We start from the raw sequence: 21,996 nt of genomic DNA, 5'->3' as shown, positions 1-21,996 counted from the left end.
GAGCCTGGCCAATGCCTAACTTCGCGGATCTGGAGCTGTTCATTCTGATCGCCGAGCTGCAGGGCCTGTCCCCCGCTGCCCGCGTCATGTCGATCACCCCGGCTGCCGCCAGCCTGGGGCTCAAGCGCCTGGAAAGTCGCCTCGGGGTGCGGCTGTTCACCCGTTCCACCCGCACCATGAAGCTCACCCCCGAAGGCGCACGCTACCTGGACAGTGCCCAGCACGCGTTGAAGATCCTGGCCAACGGCAAGCGCTCGTTGCGCCACGATGACGGCATGCTGGAACTCACGGTGTCTTCCGACCTGGGCCGCAACTTGCTGCTGGACATGCTCGCCCGGCTCAAGCAGGAACGGCCGACCATGTACATCAAGCTGGCGCTGAGCGACAAGCAAGAGGACCTGCTCAAGGGCCGCTTCGATGCGGCGTTGCGCTATGGCAAGAACCAGGCGCTGGATCTGGTCGAGCTGCCGGTGCTCAAGCAGCATTACTTCATCGCCTGCGCCGCGCCCGATTACCTGGCGGAACATGGCCAGCCTGAGTCGCCGCAACAGTTGAGCGAACACGAATGCATCATCTGTCACAGCATCGGCCGCCCGGAGAGTCGCTGGCGTTTCCATGGCGCCGGCAAGGTCGAGGACGTGCCGGTGCAAGGGCACTTTTGCTGTGATGATGGCGATGCCGCACGGCGCTGGGCCGTGGCCGGCCACGGCGTGGTCAACCTGCCGCTGCTGAATGTCGTCGAGGACCTGCTCGCCGGTCGCTTGCTGGCGCTGCTGCCGGGCTGGCAATCGGACCCTGCGCCGCTGAATCTGGTGGTGTCGCACCGCTCGCAGATCACTTCGTCGTTGCGCGCCTTGCATCAATGCCTGGTCGAGCACTGCACTGACCGCATGGCCCGCTATCAGGCCCTGAGCCAGAACAGCCGCTAGCCCTGCAAGTCCATTAGCAGGTCAAGGGCCTGCTGGAACTCCAAGCGGTAGATCCGCTCTTGAATGGCCCGCAGCGGGCCGCACGGGTATTGCTCGTACAGCTCATCAATCAGCGCCAGGGCCTGGGCATTATGCTTGCGCAGCAGCTGGGCCAGCCGCTCCAGCGCCAGCACCTGCTCAGCGTCCAGTCCCTGGCTCGGCGCTGCCAGATCTTCGTTCGCCACTGGCAGGGAGGCCAGGCCGGCCAGTACCGGCTCCAGGCACTGCGCCAGATGCTCGATCAGCGGCCCCAGTACTGCTGGCCCGGCCGCCTGTTCCTCAAGTTGTCTAGCGGCCTCCTTGACCGCCATGGCGCCGATGCTCCCGGCATTGCCCTGCAGGCTGTGGGCCAGAAAGCCGATGGCGGCCAAGTCCCCGGCGGCATGGGCGTGCCACAAGCGCTCGATGACCTGCTGCTGGCCGTCACGAAAGTCGACCAAGAGTTTGCGGTGCAGGGCCAGGTCCTGGTTGACCACCGCCAGCCCCAGCGCGGTGTCGATCCCTTCGTAGGTCGAGGTCAAGACGCTTGCATCCGGCAGCGCTGCGCTCTGCGCGAGCGGTATGTCCGTGGCTGCGATCCAGCGCACCAGGGTCCGATAGAACGCCGCGACCTCCAGGGGCTTGCTCAGCAGATCGCTCATGCCGGCCGCCAGCGCCCTGCCCTGCACATCGGTCTGATTACTGGCGGTCACGGCAATGATCGGCAGGGACTGCAAATGGGGGTAGCCACGAATCTTGCGCGTGGTGTCGAAGCCGTCCATGACCGGCATCTGGCAATCCATCAGCACGGCATCGAAATGCCCCTGTTCCAGCAACAGGCGCAAGGCCTCGGCCCCATTGACCGCCAGCACCACCTGGACCCCGACGCGCTGCAGCAGGCCCTGCAGCACTTCCTGGTTGAGACGGTTATCCTCGACCACCAGCACCCGTTTCCCCGCCAGCCAACGTGCCGGGGCATTGACCAGACCCGGGGCCGCGACGTCGCCCATCGATGGCCCGGCAGGCGCAGTGCCGCTTGAAGCGTGCCCTTGCTCAAGCGCTGGCGGCGCCAGCCCCAGCTGCACGCTGAACTTGAACGTCGCGCCCTGCCCCAGCCGGCTATTGACCCAGATATCGCCCTGCATCAGTTGCACGATTTTCTTCGAGATGGTCAGCCCCAGGCCGCTGCCGCCGTAACGCCGACTGATGGTCCGGTCGGCCTGGACAAAGGCATTGAACAAGCGGGCCTGCTGCTCGTCGCTGATGCCTACCCCGGTGTCGGTGACGCTGAAGCACAGCAGGGCCTGATGATCCCACTGGCGCACCAGGCACACACCGATACAGACATGGCCGGCCTCGGTGAACTTGATCGCGTTGTCCACCAGGTTGGTCAGCACCTGGGCCAGACGCAGTGGATCACCGACGTAACGGCGCGGCAGTGACGCCGGAATATCCAGCTGCAGCCGCAGCGCCTTTTCCTCTGCGCGCTGGCGAACCAGCAGCAACACATCGTCCACCAGCTCCCGCAGGTCAAAGCCGGTTTGCTCCATGCTCAGCTTGCCGGCCTCGATCTTCGACAGATCCAGCACGCCGTTGATGGTGCCCATCAGGTGCTTGGCCGCGCGGTCGATCTTTTCGATGTAGTCGCGCTGCACCGGCTCCAACGGCAAGTCCTGGACCAGATGGGCCATGCCGATGATCGCGTTCAGCGGCGTGCGGATTTCATGGGACATGCAGTCGAGAAATTCCGATTTGGCCTGGGTCGCTCGCTCGGCATCGCGCCGTGATTGCTGGATTTGCGCTTCCACCGCCTTGCGCTCGCTGATGTCCTGCAGCACCCCGGTGACTCGCGTCGGCGCGCCACTGGCGTCGCGCTGCATGATCTTGCCGATGTCCATGACCCACAGCCATTGCCCCTCTTTATTGCGCATGCGGTATTCGGCGCGGTATTCGCCGACTTCATCGTTCAGGTGCGCCTTGAGCCGGGCCATCACCGGCGCGTAGTCATCCGGGTGCACCAGAGCGGTCCAGCGCTCCAGGCCATGGCCGAAGGCCTGTTCCATCTGCTGTTTGCTGTAGCCAAGAATCTGCAGCCAGACATCGTTGTTGATGACGGTCCCCAGGCGCAGGTTCCAGTCCCACAGCCCCAGGGCCCCGCTTTGCAGGGCCATGTCCAGGCGCTGTTCGCTCTGCTCGATCTGCGCCACGTCACGTTTGTGTCGTCGGGCGTCGGCCAGACGCCGCAGGCCACCCCACAGCAACAGCAAGAACACCAGGGCACTCACTCCCTCGATCAGCAGCACCTGTTCCGCCGGTAACAGTGCATCCAGGTCGCCCAGGGTGATCAGGGTCCAGGGACCGCTCGGGTCATTCCAGTCGAAATCCACCCGGGACAGGCTGTAGCGCCGGCCGTCCAGCCGGACCACCGGCTGGTGGGCATCGAAGGGCAAGCGCTCGGGCACCCCGTTGGCAAACCGATAGTCGCCGAACTGGCGGCGGATCTCCCCGGTGAAGCGGTTCCAGGGCCAGGCGCGGTCGGACTTGAGGACCAAGTCCGGGGAACTGGCGGCCAGCACCACGCCACTGGGTGACAGGATCATCTGCAGATCGGCGCTGTACGGCTTGCTCAAGCTGGCATCGAGCGTATCGGCGTCAAACCGCGCCACCAGCACCCCGATCACCTTGTCCTGGCGCGTACGCGACTCGAAGATCGGCACCGCCATGTAGAACATGCGCGTGCCGGTGCTGGTGCTGATGGCGCCGTAGACACTGCTGCCGCCATTGAGGGCCACTTTGAAGTAGGGACGAAAGGCCACATTCAGCCCCAGGGGCGTCTGTCCCTGCTGGTCGTAGGCGGCCACCACCACCCCGTCCCGGTTGAGGACAAACGCATGGTTGGCATCCACCACCAGGGACAGGGTCTTGAGCGGCTGGGTGGCCCGTTCCATCAGCTCGGCAGAGGGCGCAGGCTCCAGGACGATGCGCTTGAGCCAGGGGTTGTGGCGCCCGAGGATCGACAGTGCGCCAATGGCAAAGCCGTTGGATTTCCATTGCTCCAGGTCCTGGGCCTGCTCCTGGGTCTGCATCTGGACGCTGGCCCGGTAGACGTCTTCGACCTGCACCCGGTAGTAGTTGCCCAACGCCACTGCGGCGCCGACCGCGATCACCACACCCAAGGCATAACAGCAGCGTTTGTGACTGTCGAAGAAGTCCAATAACCCGTACAACCGCTCGCCCCTTTACCTTGAAAAAACCATGCCCGCCAACCCCGGCCCGGTGCCTTGCCAGGCCCTGTCAGCGTTTTGCCAGCCGGCGTGGAAACTCCGGCGGCAGAAAATCCAGGTCCGGATCGTAGTCGGCCTTGAGGTAATCACAAAGCGCCTTGAGGTCCTGGGGCGACAAGGTTCCCACCGCTTGCTTGAGCCGCAGGGTGTCGAGAATGTAGTCATAGCGGCTGTTGTTGTACTGGCGCACGGCGTTGTACAGCTGACGCTGCGCCTCCAGCACATCGACGATATTGCGGGTTCCGACCTGAAAGCCCATCTGCGAGGCCAGCACCGCGCCCTGGTTGGAGATGATCGACTGGCGCCGCGCCTGCACCTGATCGACACCGCTGTTAAGGCCACGATGCAGGTTGCGGGTCTGCTCCACAACCTGACGCCGCAAGCCGTCGTTGAGGGACTCGCGCTGGTTCATCCGCTGGTGGGCTTCGCGCACCTGGGAGCGGGTCTGGCCGCCGCTGAACAGCGGAATATTCAACTGCAGCCCGACCGTGCGCTGCTCGACGTTGCCGCCGTAGCCGTTGCCACGGATATCGCTGTTGCCGTAACCCAGGCTGTCGTTGTCACCGATCTGGTAGCGCAGCACCGCATCCAGGGTCGGCGCGTGCCCGGCCTTGCGCGCGCTCAGGGTCTGCTGTGTCGCCTCCAGGGCGAACTGGCTGGCCTGCAGGGTCAGGTTCTGGCGCACCGCCGTGTCCACCCAGCGCCGGGCGTCGTTGGGTTCGGGCAACAGCACCGGCATGTCGTGGCGCAGCCCCTGGATCGCCTGGTACTGCTGATGCGTCAGGGTGTCCAGGGCTTGGAAGGCGTCATCGGTCTGCTTCTGCGCCACGATGCGGTTGGCCCGCGCGGTGTCATGCCCGGCCTGGGCCTGCAGCACATCGGTGCGGTCCGACAGGCCCAGCTGCAAGCCGCGCTCGGCCAGTTGCTGCTGGCGCTTGAGCGCCGCTTCCTCGGCCTTGGCCGCCGCCAGGGCATCCTGGGCCTTGAGCAGGCCGAAATAGGCCTGGGCGCTGTCGAACATGAGTTTCTGCTCGGCGGCGGCCAGCTCCAGTTGGGCCTGCTGGTCTTCAGCTTGTGCCGCCTTGAGGGCGAACCAGCGATCGGCGCGGAATATCGGCTGGTTCAGCACCGCCTGATAACTGCTGCCACCGCGCCGGGTGTCCTGCCGTGGCTGCTGCAGGGAGGTGCGGGTGGCATTCAGATCGGCGCTGGCGGACAGCGTGGGCAGCAGGCCGGCCCTGGCCTGGGGCACTGCCTCGGCGCGGGCGGCCTGATCGGCCTGGGCCGCCGCCAGCTCGCTGTTGTTCTGCCGGGCATCCAGGTACACCCGCCACAGGTCACTGGGCAGCGCCTGGTGCCGCTGTTGTGACATAGGGGGTGGCGGATGCTGCGCTGAGTTTTGTGGCAGGTCTTGCCGAGGCAATGGCACCGCCTGCGCCAGGGGCGCCGCCAGCAGCGGGACGACAAGCAGCCAGCCGGCAAAGGCTCGCTGCCGCGAATTCATGGGTTTGCTCATGGTTGGATCTAACACCGGGAAAAGAGGGAGCCGCAGACAGGAGAGGCTTTGCGCCCCTCCTGTGTTGCTTCTGCGCGGTCAGGTCAGTGAAGGCACCAGCACCGCCTGCGCGGCCTGATGGTTTTTCGGCAGCTGTTCGCGAGCGCCGCCCGTGTCAGCGAAGGCCGCCATGGCCCCGCTGAGCTTTGCCAGGCTGGGGCCCTGGCCATCCGGAGCCGAGTCCAGCTCATTCGCCGCCGAGCTCAGAGCATTCGCCGCCGGTAGCGTCTCGCGCTGGCTCCAGGCCAGCTCGAACACGCTGTCCCGGGCCGATCCGCTCGGGCCAAAGCCCTTGAGCAGCTGCTCGACGCTGAGCATCGACGAATCGCCTTTGAGCTCGATCAGCAAATGCCCATGGGCGGCCGCCTGGTTGCCCAGCACTTGGCGCAGCACCAGGGCCGTGCCATTGCCCGTGTCGGTCAGCTGCACATCCTCACCCTGCCGGCTGACGAGGATGTTCTTGCCATCGGCCACTGGCAGGATCACCCGGTCCAGGGCCAGGCCCGGATCGTCGTTGTCGATGACCACCGTGCGGTAATGCGCCCACATCGCCGAAGTCAAGCGGTAGGTGTCATCCCCGGCGCCGCCGTGCAGCACCACACTGTCGACCCCGGCAATCAACGGCGGCGCCAGATCATCCTGATGACCATTGCCGCTGGCGCCCTGAAGCAGCAGCGAGGAGCCGATGCGCTCGACATTGGCGTAATGGCCAAGCTGCAGTGCCTTGCCGTCCTTGAGCTGATACAGCGCCTGCTCGGTCGGGCTATAGACATAGGCCGAGTGCGGCATCCCGGCGGCGACCCCGATAAAGCGCAGGTCGCTGCCCGCAATGCCGTTGCTGGCAAACATCTGCCCACTGGCGATATCGAACCAGCCGCGGCTGGCGCCATCCTGCAAGGTCAACACGCCTTTGGCGCCCCACTGTCCGGCCACGGTCGCCAGGGCCTGGGGCAGATTGCCCAGATGTGCCTGCTGCCAGCCCTTGTCCACGGCCACCAACTGCACATCGCCGTTGTTGCTGCGCAGCAGCACTTCGCCCTGCACGGTGGTCAAGCGCAAGCCGGCATCGACCTGGACTGCCGAGCGCAGTTGCAGCGTGGGCATCCAGTCAATGGCGGCCGGCAATTGGGCCGAGGCCTCAAGCACCTCATCGTTGCCAAACGCGCTCGGCAGTGCCTGTGATGTCAGCGGCGGCTGCAGATAGAGCTTGCCGCTCTCGGGCTCGAACAGCCGGGCACTGCCACTGGCACCGTCGAAGCCGAGAAACTGCAGCGGCTTGTCTTGCAGCGCGGACGACGCCACCACCACCTGAGCGTTGTGGTACCACACTGGCAGCGCACGCTTGCCGTCGGCAGCCTTGACCCCGAATACCGCCAGGGTGGCGTTGCTGCCGGCGACCTCGGCGAGGTCCTTCCACCAGCTACTGCGCCCCTTGAGCCAATGCTCATTGACCGCCTCATAGCTCAGGCGCCCGGTCGCCTCGATCCGCGCCATGCGCCCGTCCTTGGTCACGGCCAACAGATGGCCGTTGAGATTGAGCACATTGGCCAGGGGCGGCGTGGTCAGGCGCAAGGCGCTTGGCTGGCCGGCATCGAGCACCTGCTGCCCCGGCCCTTCCTGGCGGAACAGCACCTGCTGCGCCTGGCTGTAGAAATAGAACACCTCCTGGCCACCGGGCTGGGCCAGGCTGCCGGCCAACACCAGATCCGCCGGAATCTTCCAGGCACTTTGCACCTGCCCCGATGCATCGGCACTCGGCGCCTGCCCGGCCGGTGGCGCCAGGTTCGGCTTGATCACCACACCATCGCGGCTGCGTACCCAGTAGCGGTGCGCGACTTTGGCGTTATCCAGGCCAAATACCGTGATCAGCTCTGCCGCGGTCGGCTCCAGCAGGGGCGCGCCCAGGCTGTACACCGGGGTATCGCGCTGGGTGGTCTGAGCCTCGTAGCCCTTGAGCAGGGTACTGAGCAGGGTCTTGGCGTCCTTGCCATGCTGACCGTTGCTTGCCGACAGTTGCAGCAGCGACTCATCGCCGACCACCCCCACCAGCTCCATCCGGTCACCGAGAATGCGGAAGCTCAGCTCGGCTTCCCGTTCCTTGAGCTGATAACGACGGGCCAGATACACCGCATCGCCTTCTTGCCAGAACCGGCTGATCTGGCCAGCGCTCTGGTTGAACGACGGGGCGAACTGCGCATCGACCTTGCCGCTGGCAATGTCGACCCGCCAGGCGGCGGCGTTCTGGGCATCGACGAAGTAGGCATGCTCGCCGATGACCGCGCCCAGCTGGGCGTTGCCGGCCTGTTGCACATCGGTGTCGGTGAACAGCATGCGGTCCTTGGCGACGTCGTAGTACGCCCGACCGACATTGCGCTCACCGTGCTTGTAGTTCTCCACCAGCACGTATTGGCCGTGCAACTGGTGGGCCTGGGCCAGGTCCTTGAGGTGCTGTTCGATGCGCTGTCCGGGCACTTGCCATTGGCTGGCGTCTTCCTTGACCACGTCGGTGGTCTGGCCGACAAAATCGACTGCCCGCACTTCGCCCTTGGCGTTGACCAGCAGCACCTCGCCGCTTTGGGCCGGATCGAGCCTGACCTTGACCCCGCCCACCAGCAAATGGTCCTTGGCCACCGTGATGCTGTCGCTCTCCAGCTGGCTGCTGTCGATGATCCAGCGTGACCGCTGACTGCCGGCCTCGTTGCTGAGCCTGACCTCGGTGCCTTGGTTGAGGCCGATCAGGTATTCGCCGCCGGCGCCCTGGATGTCGTAGCGCAGGTAGCCGTACAGTTCCTTGGGCAGCTGCGGTACGACCAATTGCCGGTTGCGCCCATCCAGCAGCACTTCTACCGGCGTCTCGACGTACTCCTGGTGAATGCGCCGGATCGTCTCCTCGCTCGGGAAGATGTAGAAGTCGTAGTCGAAGCGCCGGTCCTGCTCGAGCCTGCGAATCACATCGAAGCCCGTGTCATGCCGGGTAGTGGCCCCCGGCAGGATCATGTACTCGTAGCTGATGTAGGACTTGGGCGTGCCCGGCAGGATCACCGTCCGGCTGTCGCCGTGGTCGAGTTTGGGCGGCTGGGCGCCGTGGCCAATGCCGCTGCGCACCTCGATCGCCTGGTCGCGGTCGTGGATCATCCGCGGAAAGTCGCCAACCCAGAAGAAGTAGTTGATCGCCCCGGAGCCGGTGGAACCGTGATGGGTGCGGTAGATGTACTGGCTGTCGAAAACGACCTCGCTTGAGCGCAGGTCGAGGCGCTTGACCACCGCTCCGGGCAGCGGCACCAGCACCTGCTGTTTCTCGTCATAACGGTAGCCGTTGCCTTGATAGGCCTTGTCCAGGGTATCGAAGTAACGTCCCACCGCCTTGGCGTCTTCGGCCACCGCGCCAAAGGCCTGGGCCAGTGCCGTGAAGCCTACCGCCAGGCCGCCGAGGATCACCCCCGCGCCGCCCAGCACCGCTGCGGTGGTCGAGGCGCCGACCAACCCGGCACCGATACCCGCCGCGCCACTGACAAAACTCGCCGAATCGAACGCCAGTTGGGTGCCGAATACGGCTTTTTGCACATCGTTTTCGGCGTGGGCCAGCTCATAGGCATCCAGGCCGACCATGGCCCCGCCAAACAGCACGCCTGCACCCTCGTTGACCGTGTGCCCCAGGGTCGAGGCAAAGTCCTTGAGCGAGGACTCGGCGGCCAGGGCCTCGCCGCGCAACGCGGTTTGCACCAGCTGGGTGACCTTGGCCACATCTTGCAGGGTGCCGTGGCCGATCTGCGCCAGGCCCAGGTAGCTATGGATCTTCAGGGCCGTGGCCAGGTCCGGTGACACCACGCCCTGGGCTGCGTCCTTGCGGTTCTTGTCGGCCAACCACTGGATCAGGGTCTGGACCGCAAAGCCCGCGTTCAGGCCGTCCACATGCGCCGCTTCGCTGACCCCGGCGCGGGGCCGGATCTGCCCGTGTTCCAGGGTGAAGTGCTCGCTGAGCACGCTCATGTGCTCATCGACAAAACGACGGAATTCGACAAAGGTGCCGTCGTCGGTGCTCAGCCAGCGGGTCTGCTCGGGCTGGTCACGGTTGATGAACTGCACCCGATAGCCGCCCTCCGGCTGCGCCTCGGTGTTGGCGATGATCGGTATCCACTGGCTGCCCAGCTGGTGCTCCTGGGCCAGTCGGGTGCTGGCGGCATCGAAGCGCGCGCCCCATTGCTCGGCGTCGAAGGTGGTCAGCGCCGCACCCAGGCGCAGGTCCTGGCTGACACGTTGCTGGGCCCCCACCGCCTGCTCCACCTGGCGGCGTTGGCCGATGACGCCGGCCAACTCCTCGGGACGAGACAGATCGGCGACATTCAGCCCGCTGCCCAGCGGCACCTCGGCCATCTTGTGGGTATCGATCTCGACCAGGTTGAAGGCCGGCTGCGACTGGCTGCCGAACGAGCCGTAGTGCGCCGCCAGTTTGCGGCGCACCAGGTGCTGCTCCATGGCCTTGGCCAGGCCCTTGCTGGAATCGAAGGCGAAGATCCCCACGTTCGGGTCATAGAAGTAGTAGCGACGGCCTTCGGGACCCTGGGTACTGCCCACCAGCATCGAGTGGTTCTGGGTGTTGAGGGCAAACATCGAGTCGCTGCTGCTGTTGGCCAGCCGCGCCACCACGTCGGACAACTGGAACTGCCCCAGCGCCTTGGAGGCCTGGACCGCGTCGACATTGGAATGCAGGCGGATCAGGCTGTTCTTGAGCAAGGTCGAGCTGCCGGCCTGGGGATCGGCCGAGGCCAGGAACAGCTTCTGCACCAGGCTGTTGACCCCCGCCTCGCCGCCATTGGCCAGGGCCACGGCCATGGCCCTGACCAGCGGGTAGCAGCGGCCGCCGGAGCGATCCCCCACCAGCGACAGGTAGAAATCCTGGGGCGCCAACTGACTGAAGACACTGCCGGCGCCCTGGAAATCTTCACTGAAGGTCGCGGTCTGGCGCAGCACCTTGTCGATGTATTCGGCCTGGCTGGTTTCGCTGATGCGAGCACTCAAGGCGCCACGCTGCCCAGGCGTGAGCTGACCGTCGAGAAACAGCCGCTTCATTTCCAGGGCCGACTGCTTGCCGTCCAGCCCGGGGATCTTGATCTCGCGGAAATCCCGCACGCCATCGCTGAAGGCCGTGCCCCGGGCCCCGCGCTGATAGGCCTCGGCTATGGCGTAGCGCTCGCCGACGCTGGTACTGCGCTCATCGCCGCCACCCTGGATCGCCGTGTCGTCGGTGCGCACCACCGCAGCGCTGCCTTGCTGGGCCTGGATCTGCTGCCAGAGCCAGGTCTTTTCCACCGAAGCGGCCTCACGCAATACCGGCTCGTACTGCGCCCGGTAGAAGTCCTGGGTGAGGTTGAGCTGCTTGATCTGCTGATCGATCAGGCGCTTGTCGCCCGCCCCGCGCCGCTGCTCCTGGAGTTGATAGCGCTGGTTGCTGAGCTGTTCGATGTCGGTACTGACCTTGGCCTGGACCGCTTCGCGCAGCCGATTCCAGGCGGCAATGGCCGGATGCTCGGCAGAGAAATCGCCGCCGTTGTAGACGCCATCGGCCACCCCTTCGCTGGACACGCCGAACTGGCTCGCGACTTTCTTCAGGTTCTGGTGCACCTGTTCGCGGTACTCGGCGAACTGGGTCCGGTTGCGTTCCTGCACCTGGCTGTCGGCGGTCTGGATGGCAAGCGGCTCTGCCCCCTCGCGCAACTTCGGCCAGACCATCTGCCCTTCGCGCTGGTACTCCTGGCGCTGGAACACCAGTTGCCACTGGCCGTCGACGAATTGCATGTACGCCGCAGCCAGGCCCTCGGCCGTGCCGGCCACCTGGTAGTCCTTGTAGTCGACCGCCATCACCACGTTGTCGTACAGCAGCGAACTGTTGACCCGACCGTCGTGATAGACCCGATAGGTATCGGCGTCCAGGCGGGTCACCACCAGCGAGCAGCCCGACAAGCTACCGGTAAACAGGAAGCTGCCCGGGCGCGCCTGCCGGGGAATGTCCACATAGGCCGGCGCGGCGTTGGCCTGGTTCGGCCCGTTGTAGCCGAGGAAATACGCCGGCACGCTGTCCGCGCTCGCGGCGCTTACGGAGTTGGCGCTGTGCTCGGTGTATTCGAGCTCATACAGCTTGGGCGCGACTTCCACCAACTGCACGTTGCCCTGGGCCGGCAAGCGTCCCGCCTTGACCAGGGCCTCGGCGCTGAGGGTGTGGGTCTGGGCGAACTGCACCGGGTCGGCGGCAAACTGATGAATGTCGGCGCTGCCCTGGCGTGGTTCGAAGCCGGTCCCGAGCCCCGCCAATCCGCTCTTGAGTTGCCGGTCCTTGGCGGCCTGCCCCAACAGCGCGGGCAGCGGGCCCAGGTCGGTGAAGCGCGGCGGATGGAACTCCTCGCTCGGCGCCAGGCCTTGATTGACGATGGGCAGGACCCGGGCCATCACCGCGTCGTACAGCTCCCCGTGCAAGGCCTCGCGGCGCCCTTGGGCACGGTAGCGGTCGAAGGTCTGCAGCAGGTCCTGGCCGATGCTGTCCGGCCCCTGGGGTTCATAGCGGGCGGCGACATACAGGGTTTCGAAGAACGAGTGATAGCCGTTGCGGATCATGAAGGCCGCGTTGGCCATCTGGAACTGCCAGTACTGCTTGACGCTCGGCACACTACCGAGCAACTCCGGCAAGGCATTGCTGACGGTCTGGGTGGTCCCGGAGATGCCCCCCACGAACGGGGTGTCCAAATCGTTCATGTAGCGCGTGGCTTCATTGTTCGGGTCGGGACGGAACTGGCTGTAGCTGCGGTACTTGTCGTCCTGGATCAGCAGTGCTTTATCGGTCTGGGCCTGCTCCGGGTGGGTATTGAGGATCAGGTAGGGGTCGGGCTGATTCAGCCGGTTGTTGATCATGACCTTGTCGGAGCCGGTTTTCGGCGTCAGCGCGGCATGGGCATTGACCGGCACCGCAGCCTTGGAAAAGCTGTCGGCCACGGGGCGCAGGGCATGGAACAACGCCTGCTTGCGCAGGCTGCGGCCCTGGTCGCCGGACAACAGCGCCTCGACCGTCGGCCGCAAGGCGCCGTCGGCCGGTGCCAGGCCCTGGGGGCCGCTCAACAACAGGTTCAGCAGTTTGCTGTCCAGGCCGCGCTCCAGCGCCACCTGATCGAAGACATGCACCTTCGGGTTGCCTGGGTGCTGCCCGGCGTTGGCGCTGGCCACGCGCTGGGTTTCCACCTCGATCGCCTGGGCGCGCCACTGTTCATACAGCGGTGCCAGCAGCAACTTGGCCTGGGCAATGTCGCTTTGCAGATAGCCGCCTTGCAGGACCTTGCCCAGTGCCTGGCTCTGCACCAGGTTCTGCCCCAGGTCGAACAGCAGCTGATCGTTGTCGTGGCTCTGCCAGACCGACGCGGCGAAGGCCTGTTCCCACAGCACCTTGTTCAGGTTGTTGCCCTTGATATCCCGCAGGCTCGGACGGCTGTGTTGCGCCAGCAGCACCCCGGCCGGGGTGATGTGGTTGCGTTCGAGCAAGCGCGTCAGCTGTTGCACGAAGGTGGCGCGCTCGCTGCTGCCTTCGAACAGCCGGCTGGCCTTGAAGCCCTTGTCGCGCAGTTGTTCCAGGCGCTCGAAAAACGCCGCGTTGTATTGGTACAAAGCCTCGGTCTGAGCCTTGCTCAGGTGGCTGCTGCTGACCTTGTCGCCCTCGACGGTCATCAGGGCAAACGGCGTCGCCGAACGGAAAGCGTCGCCCTGGGGCATTTCCAGCAGGTACTGGTGCTCGGCAAAGCCGACCGAGCGCTCCAGCTCATGAATATTGACGAACAGGCCGTCGCGGTCCGGGTGGTAGCTGTTCTGCCGATAGTCTTCGACGCCCAGGGTCTGGAAGCTGCTGAGGTCCGCGTTCTGGTTGATCAGCTCGCTCAAGGCGCTGGCCAGGGGCACTTCGCGGGGCACGCTGGTGCCGGGCGACTGGCCCGATACCTGGATGCCGACCTGGTTGGGCACCTTGCGATCGACGTTGGTCAACAGCAGCTTGTGGCCGTTGCTCAGCACCTGGGCCTTGAAGCCTTCACGCAGGGAGCTTTCCGACACCAGATGGTTGGCGAAGTACTGCTCGACGAACCCGGTCTTGACCAGCACCGAGCGAATCGGTGCATAGGTCGGCGAGCGCATGGACGGCGGCTCGCTCTTGAGCCGGTACTGTTGCTGCCAGGCCAGGGACCGGGCCGCGGTGCCAAAGGAAAAATTCAGCACGCCGTCGGTGGGCACCACCAGCCGGCCGTGGTCCAGGTAGAAGTCCTTGAAGCGCCCATCGGTACTGGCATTGACCAGTGCCACGTTCATGCGGATGTAACCCGGGCGCTCTTCCATCATCAGCAGTGACAGGTTCACCGGCAGCTCGTCGGAAGCCCGAGGCGGCTTGGCCAGTGCCGCCAGGCTCGCGGCCTGCTGCTGCGGTGCGGCCTTGAGCAAGGCGTTGTAGCGAGTACTCACCTCCTTGTAGGCCTGCAGCTCGGAGAACAGGGTCACGTAGGCCTGACTGAAGGTGGAGTCGGCAACCTGCACGCTCAGGAGCTTCTCCAGGCGGTTGATCCGGCCCTTGAGCTCTTTCTGCTTGGCCGGCGCATCGGCGTGCAGGACCTCGGCCTTGGCGCCACCAGGACTGAGCAGCCGCAGGGCCTTGTTCCAGGTGCTGTCATAGTGGCTGATCGCCGTGTCCTGGCGGCTGTACAACAGGATGTCGCGGTCCAGTTGCTGCTTGTAGGCAAGGGTGGCTGGAGTGTCGGCGATGGCCTTCATTTCTTTGCGGCGTTGTCGCAGCACCTGCAACTGGTCGCCCACCGAGACCGGGTTGTCCTGCATCTGGTAGTGCTGGGCGGCCAGCACGCTCAGGGTGCTCTGCTGCATTTCCAGCAGGCGCTCGCCGACCTGGCCGATGTACTCGGCACGCTCGTCGGCGCTCATGTGGAACCATTCGGTTTGCCGCCCTGCCGTCTTGATCTGTTGGTCGATCAGGGTATTGAGCAGGCGCGTGAAGTCCTTGGACATAAAAGCCATTGCAATGATCCTTTGTCTGTTTTGAGCCGGGCCCTGCGTATTGCGCAGGGCTGCCTATGGATATGCGGAGTGGGGAGACATGACGGGTGGCTGAGTCCTCCTGCCGTGGGTGGGGTCAATCCTTCATCTGCAGTGCCCATTGCCGGGCATACACGCCGTCCAGGGCGAGCAGCTGTTGGTGTGTGCCTTGTTCGAGCACCCGGCCCTGATCGATCACCAGAATCCGGTCCGCGTGGCGCAGGGTGTTGAGGCGATGGGCGACACTGATCACCGTGCGGCCGCGGACGATGCCCTGCAGATTGGCCATCACCGCCGCTTCCGACTCGTAGTCCAGGGCACTGGTGGCTTCGTCCAGCAACAGGATGCCGGGGTTGGTCAGCAGGGCCCGGGCCAGGGCAATGCGTTGCCGCTGGCCGCCGGAGAGCTGGCCGCCCCGCTCGCCCACCTCGGTCTCGTAGCCTTGGGCCAGGGCCTCGATAAAGGACGCCGCCCCGGCCAGACTCGCAGCGTGCTGCACTTCGGCATCGCTGGCCTGAGGCCGGCACAGGCGGATGTTCTGGGCAATGCTGCCGGCGAACAGCACGCTCTCCTGGAGCACCACGCTCATGTTGCGGCGCAGGGCCACCGGGTCGGCGATGGCCAGGTCGATGCCGTCCACCAGCACCCGGCCGTGCTGGGGCACATAGAGGCGCTGCAGCAGGCGGGTCAGGGTCGACTTGCCGGAACCGGAGGGCCCGGTAATGCCGACGAACTCGCCCGGCTGGATCTCCAGATCCAGCTGGCGCAGCACCTCCTGGCCGTCTTCTTCGTAGCGAAAGCGCACCCCCTGGAAGCTCACGGCGCCCTGCAACGCCGGCACCGAGGCCAGACCGCCGCTACCGCTTTCACAGTCGCTGTCGAGAATGTCCCCCAGGCGGCGCAGGGAAATCAGCGTGTGCTGAAAGTCCTGCCAGACCTGGGCCAGGCGCAGGATCGGCTCCACCACATGCCCGGCCAGCATGTTGAAGGCCACCAGCTGACCGGGGCTCAACTGGCCGTCCAGCACCAGCATTACGCCCCACCAGAGCAACAGCGCCGCGGTCAGCTTCTGGATCAGGCCGATGCCCTGCCCGGCCCAGATCCCGACGATGCGGGTGTGGAACGCCGCCCGCACATAGGCCGCCAGCTGGCGCTGCCACTGCTGCTGGAAGGCGCTTTCGATGGCCCCGGTCTTGATGGTCTCGATGCCGCTCACGGTCTCGGTGAGAAACGCCGTGTTGGCCGCATTCAACTCGTATTCGCGCAAGGCCCGGCTGCGCAGCAAGGGCCCCACGCACAGCCAGAAAAGGAAATACAGGGCCAGGGAACCCACCACCACCCAGGTCAGCAGCGGTGCATAGCTGTACATCACGGCGATGAACAGCCCGCAGAACGCCAGGTCCAGCACCAGGGTCAAGGCCGAGCCGGTGAGAAACTGGCGGACCTGCTGCATCTCGCCGACCCGGGCGATGATCTCGCCGCTCTGGCGGCGCTGGAAATACTCCAGCGGTAACTGGATCAGGTGCTGGTACAGGCGCGCGGACAGCTCGGCGTTGATCTTGCTCGCCACATTGCTGAACAGCCAGGACCGCAACAGGCCGAACAACGGCTCGAACAGCGCCAGGGCCAGCATGGCGATCCCCAGCACTTGCAGGCTCGACAGGCCGCGACTGACCAGGACCCGGTCGATGATGTTCTCGAACAGCAGCGGCGTGACCAGCGCCACCCCTTGCAGCATCAGCGACACCAGCAGCACGCTGCGAAACTGGCGCCCATGCTTGAGGATCGACGGCAGGAACCAGGAGACGCCGAAACCACCGGTCTTGAGTTGCACGTGCCGCTCGGCCAGCAACAGCACCTCTCCCGTTCGCTGATCCTGGCCCTGCCAGAGCGTCGCCAGCTCCTGGCGCGACAGGCTCTGGCATTGCCCCTGCAGCGGCCAGAACACCCGGACCTGCTCGTCCTCCACCGCCTCCAGCACCGCCCAGCCGTGAGTGGTGTTCAACAGTGCCGGCAGCGGCAGGTGATGCAGGCGCTGCACCCGGCTCTGCACCGCCCGTGCGCGCAGGCCGATCCAGCCGGCGCAGCGCCGCAGGTCAAGGCTGTCGGCCGGACCTTCAACCCGTCCCAGGCGGTGAGTCAGTTGCGCCACGCTGATGTTCAGGTCGAAGCGCCGGGCGGCCCAGGCCAGGGCGTGCAGGCCGGTGTCGAGCAGCGTCGCTGAGGGTTCGCAAGCGGCATCGAAAGCGCGGGTCATGTTCAACGCTCCCGCAACGCTTCGGACTGATACTCACGAATCGGGCTCAGCAGGTAATTGATCACCCGCCGCTCGCCGGTGCGAATCTCGCCGGTCACGCTCATCCCCGCCTGCAAGGGCATCCAGCCCTGCCCCGCGGCAATGGCCGCACGCTCCAGGCGAATCCGCGTGGGGAATACCAGCCCCAGCTGTTCGTCCTTGATGGCATCACCGGAGACATGCTCCACCGTGCCGCGCAAGGTGCCGTAGCGGGTGTAGGGAAACGCATCCACCTTGATCTCCACAGGCTGGCCGGCCCTGACGAAGCCCACGTCCTTGTTCAGCACCATGACCTCGGCATCCAGCTCGGCCCCTTCGGGCACGATCACCAGCAACTGTTGCGCCGCTTGCACGGCGCCACCCAGGGTATGCACCGCCAGTTGCTGGACCACGCCGTCCACCGGTGCCAGCAGGGTTTGCAGGCGCTGGCGGTCGCGGCCGCGAATCAGTTGTTGCTCAAGCACCGCGATCTCCTGTTGGCTGCGGTTGAGCAATTCGTGCTGCTCGCGCTGGGTCCTGGCCAGGAAGCTGTCGCGCTGCTCCCGGCGGTTCTGCGCCTGGGCCTTGAGCACCTGCAGCTCGGCCTGTTGCTGGGCCAGCGAACGCTCGACTTCCAGTTGCTCCTTTTCCTGCTCAAGCAACTCGACCATGGGCATCAATTGTTCAGCCGCCATCGCCCGGCGTGCATGGAGCCGTTTGCGCACATTGCTGGACAGCTTGCCCAGGGCGCTGATCTCGCTGCCCCGGGCCCGCTGATTGGCCTGGTTGATGGCGATCTCGGCGTTGAGGCTGTCCAGGTTGGCGCTGATTTCCTTCCAGGTGCTCAGCAGTTGCTCCCGGGCCGCTGCTACCTGCTGTGCATCCAGGCCCGCCGGTGCCTGATAGCTGTGCAAGGGCTCCGGGGTCAGCAGTGCGCGGGCCCGGGCCAGCTCCAGACGCTTGAAGTCCAGTTGCGTGCGCAACTCGCTCAGTTCGGCGTCGATGCCAATCGGGTTCAGCGCCACCAGCACCTCGCCGGCCTTGACTCGCTGGCCGTCACGTACGTGGATGGCCCGGACTTCACCCGCCTCGTGAGCCTGGATCACCTTGGTGTAGCTGGAGACCATGAGGCGCCCGGCGGCGCTGGCATGAATGTCGAGAAAACCGAAGATCGCCCAGCCCAGGGCCAGCAGGATCGCCAGGATCAGCAGCAGCGCCGTGCAGCGCGCCCAGGGCGCCGGTGGCCGCTCGACAATTTCCAGGTAGCCGGGCTGGAACTCGTACTCGTCGCGGCTGCGCTTGAGCTGCGTCCGCGCATCACCCAGGCGCTGCCAAACGCGGCGCCAGCGAGACAACAGCGTGCCGAACATCATGACGCCTCCTTGCTCAGCGCCTGCTGCAACGCCCACAGGCGCGCGTAGCAACCGCCGTTGGCCAAGAGTTGCTGATGGCTGCCGGATTCGCTGATACGCCCCTGTTCCAGGGCGATGATGCGTTGGCAATGCCGTACCGCAGACAGCCGATGGGCAATGATGATCACCGTGCGTCCCTGGGCGATGCTCGCCATGTTGTCCTGGATCAGCGCCTGGGATTCGTCATCCAGGGCGCTGGTGGCTTCGTCGAAAATCAGCAGGCGCGGGTCGCCCATCAGTGCCCGGGCAATGGCGATGCGTTGCCGCTGGCCACCGGACAACGAGCTGCCGGCTTCGGCCAGCACCGTGTCGTAGCCCAAGGGCAGGCGCAGGATGAAATCATGGGCACCGGCCAGGCGCGCTGCGGCAATCACGCTTTCCAGGGAGGCCGTGGGATGGCGCAGGGCGATGTTGTGGCGCACGCTGCGGTTGAACAGGTAGTTCTCCTGGAGCACCACGCCAATCTGGCTGCGCAGCCAGGCCGGCTGCAACTGATCCAGGGGCAAGCCGTCGATCAGGATGCGCCCGCCATCGGGGGTATAGAGTTTCTGCAGCAGGCGGGTCAGCGTGCTCTTGCCGGAGCCAGACGGCCCGACGATACCCAGGGTCTGCCCGGCGGCGATATGCAGGTCCAGGCCGCGCAGCACCCACGCAAGTTCCGGACGGTAGCGGAACACCAACTGTTCGATGCGCACTTCGCCACGCAATGCCTGTGCCGGGCGCAAATCCCCCTCGGCCTGCTCCACCGGCAGGTTGAGCATGTCGCCCAGCTTGTCCACCGACACCCGCACCCGGACGAACTGCTGCCAGACCTCGATCAGCTTGGCCACAGGCTGGCTGACGTGGGACAGCATCATGTTGAAGGCAATCAACTGGCCGATGCTCATCTGCAGGTCGATGACACGACTCGCGCCCCAGCAGATCACCGCCACCGCGGTGACTTTCTGCAACAGCATCACGCTCTGGCTGATGGCGCTGCCCAGGGTCTGGCTGGCAAACCCGGCCTCGACCATCTGCGCCGTCTGCGACTCCCAGCGACGCTGCATGCGCGGCTCCACCGCCAGGCTCTTGATGGTTTCGCTGCTGCTGACGCTTTCATTGAGAAAGGCAGTGTTGCGCGCCGCGCTGTAGAACTGGCGCTCGATGCGCTTCTCCAGCGGACCGGTGCTGAACCAGGCCAGCAGCGCATACAGCGGCAGGGTCAGCAGCACCAGCAGGGTCAATGGCCAGGAAATCCAGGCCATGACCGCAAAGAACACCAGGGTGAAGGCCACGTCGACACACAGGGTCAGCAGCGAACCGGTGAGGAACTCGCGGATGCTGTCCAGCTCCTGGACCCGGGTGATGATCGCCCCCACCTGGCGTTGCTTGAAGTACAGCAACGGCAAGCCCAGCAGATGGCGCAAGAGCTTGACCCCAAGGCCGATGTCGATGCGATTGGCGGTGTGCGCCGCCAGGTATTCACGCAAGCCCTTGAGCAGCACCTCGAACAGGCCCACCAGCACCAGGGTCAGCACCAGCACGTCGAGGGTCGACAGCGCCCGGTGCACCATGACCTTGTCCATCACCGCCTGGAAGAACAGCGGCGTCGCCAGGGCCAGCACCTGCAGCAACAGCGAGCACAGCAACACTTCGCCGAGTATCCGCCGATGGCGCAGCAGCTCCGGTACGAACCAGGACAGATCGAAGCGCAAACCGCTCTGGCGCAGGCGAATCACCTCCCCGCTCCACTGCTCGGCCAACTGCTGGCGATCGAGCATGTCCGGGGTCGGCATTGAAGGTCGCTGCACCAGCGCCTGGGTGTCCGAGAGCCGCGCCAGCAGCATGAATTCGCCGCTGTGGTTGCGCCAGACCAGGGGCAGCATCTTCGGCGTCAGTCGGGCCAGCGCCAGGCGCTCCAGGCGCAGATCAACGCCGGCGTTGCGCGCATAGTCCCTGAGGGCCTGGCGCAGGTCCGGCGAGGGGGGCTGCTCCTGGGATGGCGGCTGCGCAGTTGGCGGTAGGCGCTCCTGGGTCAGTTGCAGCAGCAGATGGCAACAGGCCAAGGCTGAGTGAACGGCCGTATCGGCCGCGGATGAGGTGGCAGACAGCGTCGTCATAGCGGCGCGTCCGCTGAAAACAGGCTGCGGGGTGGTGCAATAGTGACTGGCATAGACCGCTCGTTGCTTGCTCCAGGGAGCGTGGAGGCACGAACGCAGTCTGAGTCAGCCAATTGCGAATGATAATCAGCAGTTTGATTGAAGCGTTTTAACTAAAACTTAAGGCTGTCCCCTAAATCCCCTGCATGCCCAGGCTGCGCATGCAGAGGGACCTGGTCCCAGGCTGGCGAGGCTACTGATACAGCGCTGCCCACGGCTGTTCAACCTGAGTGTCAGCGCGTAGCAGTCGCTGCCCTCACCGGTTGCGCCAGCCCTGAACCGTGATGGCAATCAGCGGTCAAAATAATCCGTCAAATCCATCCATCTCTGCACATAACCCTCTAATCTTGGCGGCACGTTTTGCAGGTCGTTGCGGTCGGTCTTTGTTGGTGTCGAATACGCAGCGTTAATCCGAGAGCATGAAATGCCACTGTCTGTTGAGTTACTGCCATGACTCATGTGAGTCAAACGTTGCGCCAGCGGGGGGCGCTGATCCTGACGACGCTGCTCGCGCTGATGGTCTGGGGGCCTGCAGTGTCTGGCGCAGAGTCCCGTAGCTTCGACCTGTACATCGCCGAAGCGCCGCCTCTATCGATGCTGGACCAGTCCGGCCTGCATGGCATCGTCGGCGACGCGACACTGGAAGCGGCGACCCGGGCCGGATATACGCTGCACTTTGTCGAAGTGCCTTGGGCACGAGCCCAGCAAAACGTACGCAAAGGCGTCGACAAGCTGATCATTCCACTGTCGCGCACGCCAGAAAGAGAGGCTGATTACACCTGGATCGCGCCCATCATGACCATGGACAGAGCGTTTTTCAGCCTCGATAAACGCGTCCAGAGCATGCAGCAGGCACGGGAAACCTTTGCCCGTATCGCCGTTGGCCGAGGCAGCGCCCAAGAGCAAAAACTGCGGGCAGAGGGCTTTAGCGATGCCCAGATCTATCCGTTTGAGATTGGTGAGAATCCGGCGCAATTGCTGCTGATGGGGCGCGTCGATGCCTGGTTCAACGGCATTCCTGAAACGCAAGCTATCTGGCGCAAGCTGTCAAACAGGACGTTGCAGGTCAGTCCGTCCTTGATGAAGACCGATCTGTATCTGGCCTGCTCCAGACAGTGCGATGCGCTGCTCGTGCGCCACTTGCGGGCGGCAGTCGAGACACTGCGCAAGGACGGCACGCTGGAGCGGATAAAAAACGCTTACCTGAAAGAGCCGTGATCCGTTGCCCCGGCGCTGGTCAATCAGCACCTCGCGCCAGGGGTCAACTCACGCAGTGCACAGCAGCACCTCGGCCCTGTAGCAGGCTTGCGCTGGCG

8 protein-coding genes are annotated in these 21,996 nt (G+C 65.1%); 2 read left to right on the top strand and 6 right to left on the bottom strand.

What is annotated here, in order from left to right; translation table 11 throughout:
• Positions 1 to 11 precede the first annotated feature (11 nt).
• Complete coding sequence (locus PFZ56_RS20600) at positions 12 to 929, top strand: LysR family transcriptional regulator (protein WP_170003027.1); 918 nt, start codon at positions 12 to 14, stop codon at positions 927 to 929.
• Here the strand turns inward: PFZ56_RS20600 and PFZ56_RS20595 are convergent.
• From PFZ56_RS20595 to PFZ56_RS20570, 6 genes are all read right to left on the bottom strand, one after another.
• Positions 926 to 4,162 (bottom strand): ATP-binding protein, encoded by a 3,237-nt coding sequence (locus PFZ56_RS20595; RefSeq protein WP_170003035.1) that lies wholly within the window; start codon positions 4,160 to 4,162, stop codon positions 926 to 928. The two genes, PFZ56_RS20600 and PFZ56_RS20595, sit on opposite strands and share 4 nt — an antisense overlap.
• Positions 4,163 to 4,241: 79 nt before the next feature.
• Positions 4,242 to 5,747, bottom strand: coding sequence for a TolC family outer membrane protein (locus PFZ56_RS20590; protein WP_170003025.1), 1,506 nt, complete (start codon positions 5,745 to 5,747; stop codon positions 4,242 to 4,244).
• A 78-nt stretch (positions 5,748 to 5,825) separates the two neighbouring features.
• Positions 5,826 to 14,837, bottom strand: coding sequence for a TcdA/TcdB pore-forming domain-containing protein (locus tag PFZ56_RS20585; protein ID WP_394304424.1), 9,012 nt, complete (start codon positions 14,835 to 14,837; stop codon positions 5,826 to 5,828).
• 115 nt (positions 14,838 to 14,952) lie between these two features.
• Positions 14,953 to 17,112 (bottom strand): type I secretion system permease/ATPase, encoded by a 2,160-nt coding sequence (locus PFZ56_RS20580; RefSeq protein ID WP_110651693.1) that lies wholly within the window; start codon positions 17,110 to 17,112, stop codon positions 14,953 to 14,955.
• 2 nt (positions 17,113 to 17,114) lie between these two features.
• Positions 17,115 to 18,503 (bottom strand): HlyD family type I secretion periplasmic adaptor subunit, encoded by a 1,389-nt coding sequence (locus tag PFZ56_RS20575; protein ID WP_170003021.1) that lies wholly within the window; start codon positions 18,501 to 18,503, stop codon positions 17,115 to 17,117.
• Positions 18,500 to 20,641, bottom strand: a complete 2,142-nt coding sequence (locus PFZ56_RS20570; RefSeq protein WP_170003019.1) for a type I secretion system permease/ATPase — start codon at positions 20,639 to 20,641, stop codon at positions 18,500 to 18,502. Before PFZ56_RS20570 ends, PFZ56_RS20575 begins: the two co-directional genes overlap by 4 nt.
• 489 nt (positions 20,642 to 21,130) lie before the next feature.
• Here PFZ56_RS20570 and PFZ56_RS20565 point away from each other — a divergent pair, with 489 nt between their 5' ends.
• Positions 21,131 to 21,898, top strand: a complete 768-nt coding sequence (locus PFZ56_RS20565; protein ID WP_110651687.1) for an ABC transporter substrate-binding protein — start codon at positions 21,131 to 21,133, stop codon at positions 21,896 to 21,898.
• Positions 21,899 to 21,996 lie beyond the last annotated feature (98 nt).

Source organism: Pseudomonas danubii, from assembly GCF_042980055.1.
Taxonomy (GTDB): domain Bacteria; phylum Pseudomonadota; class Gammaproteobacteria; order Pseudomonadales; family Pseudomonadaceae; genus Aquipseudomonas; species Aquipseudomonas danubii.
This window is presented reverse-complemented; position numbering and strand designations above follow the sequence as displayed.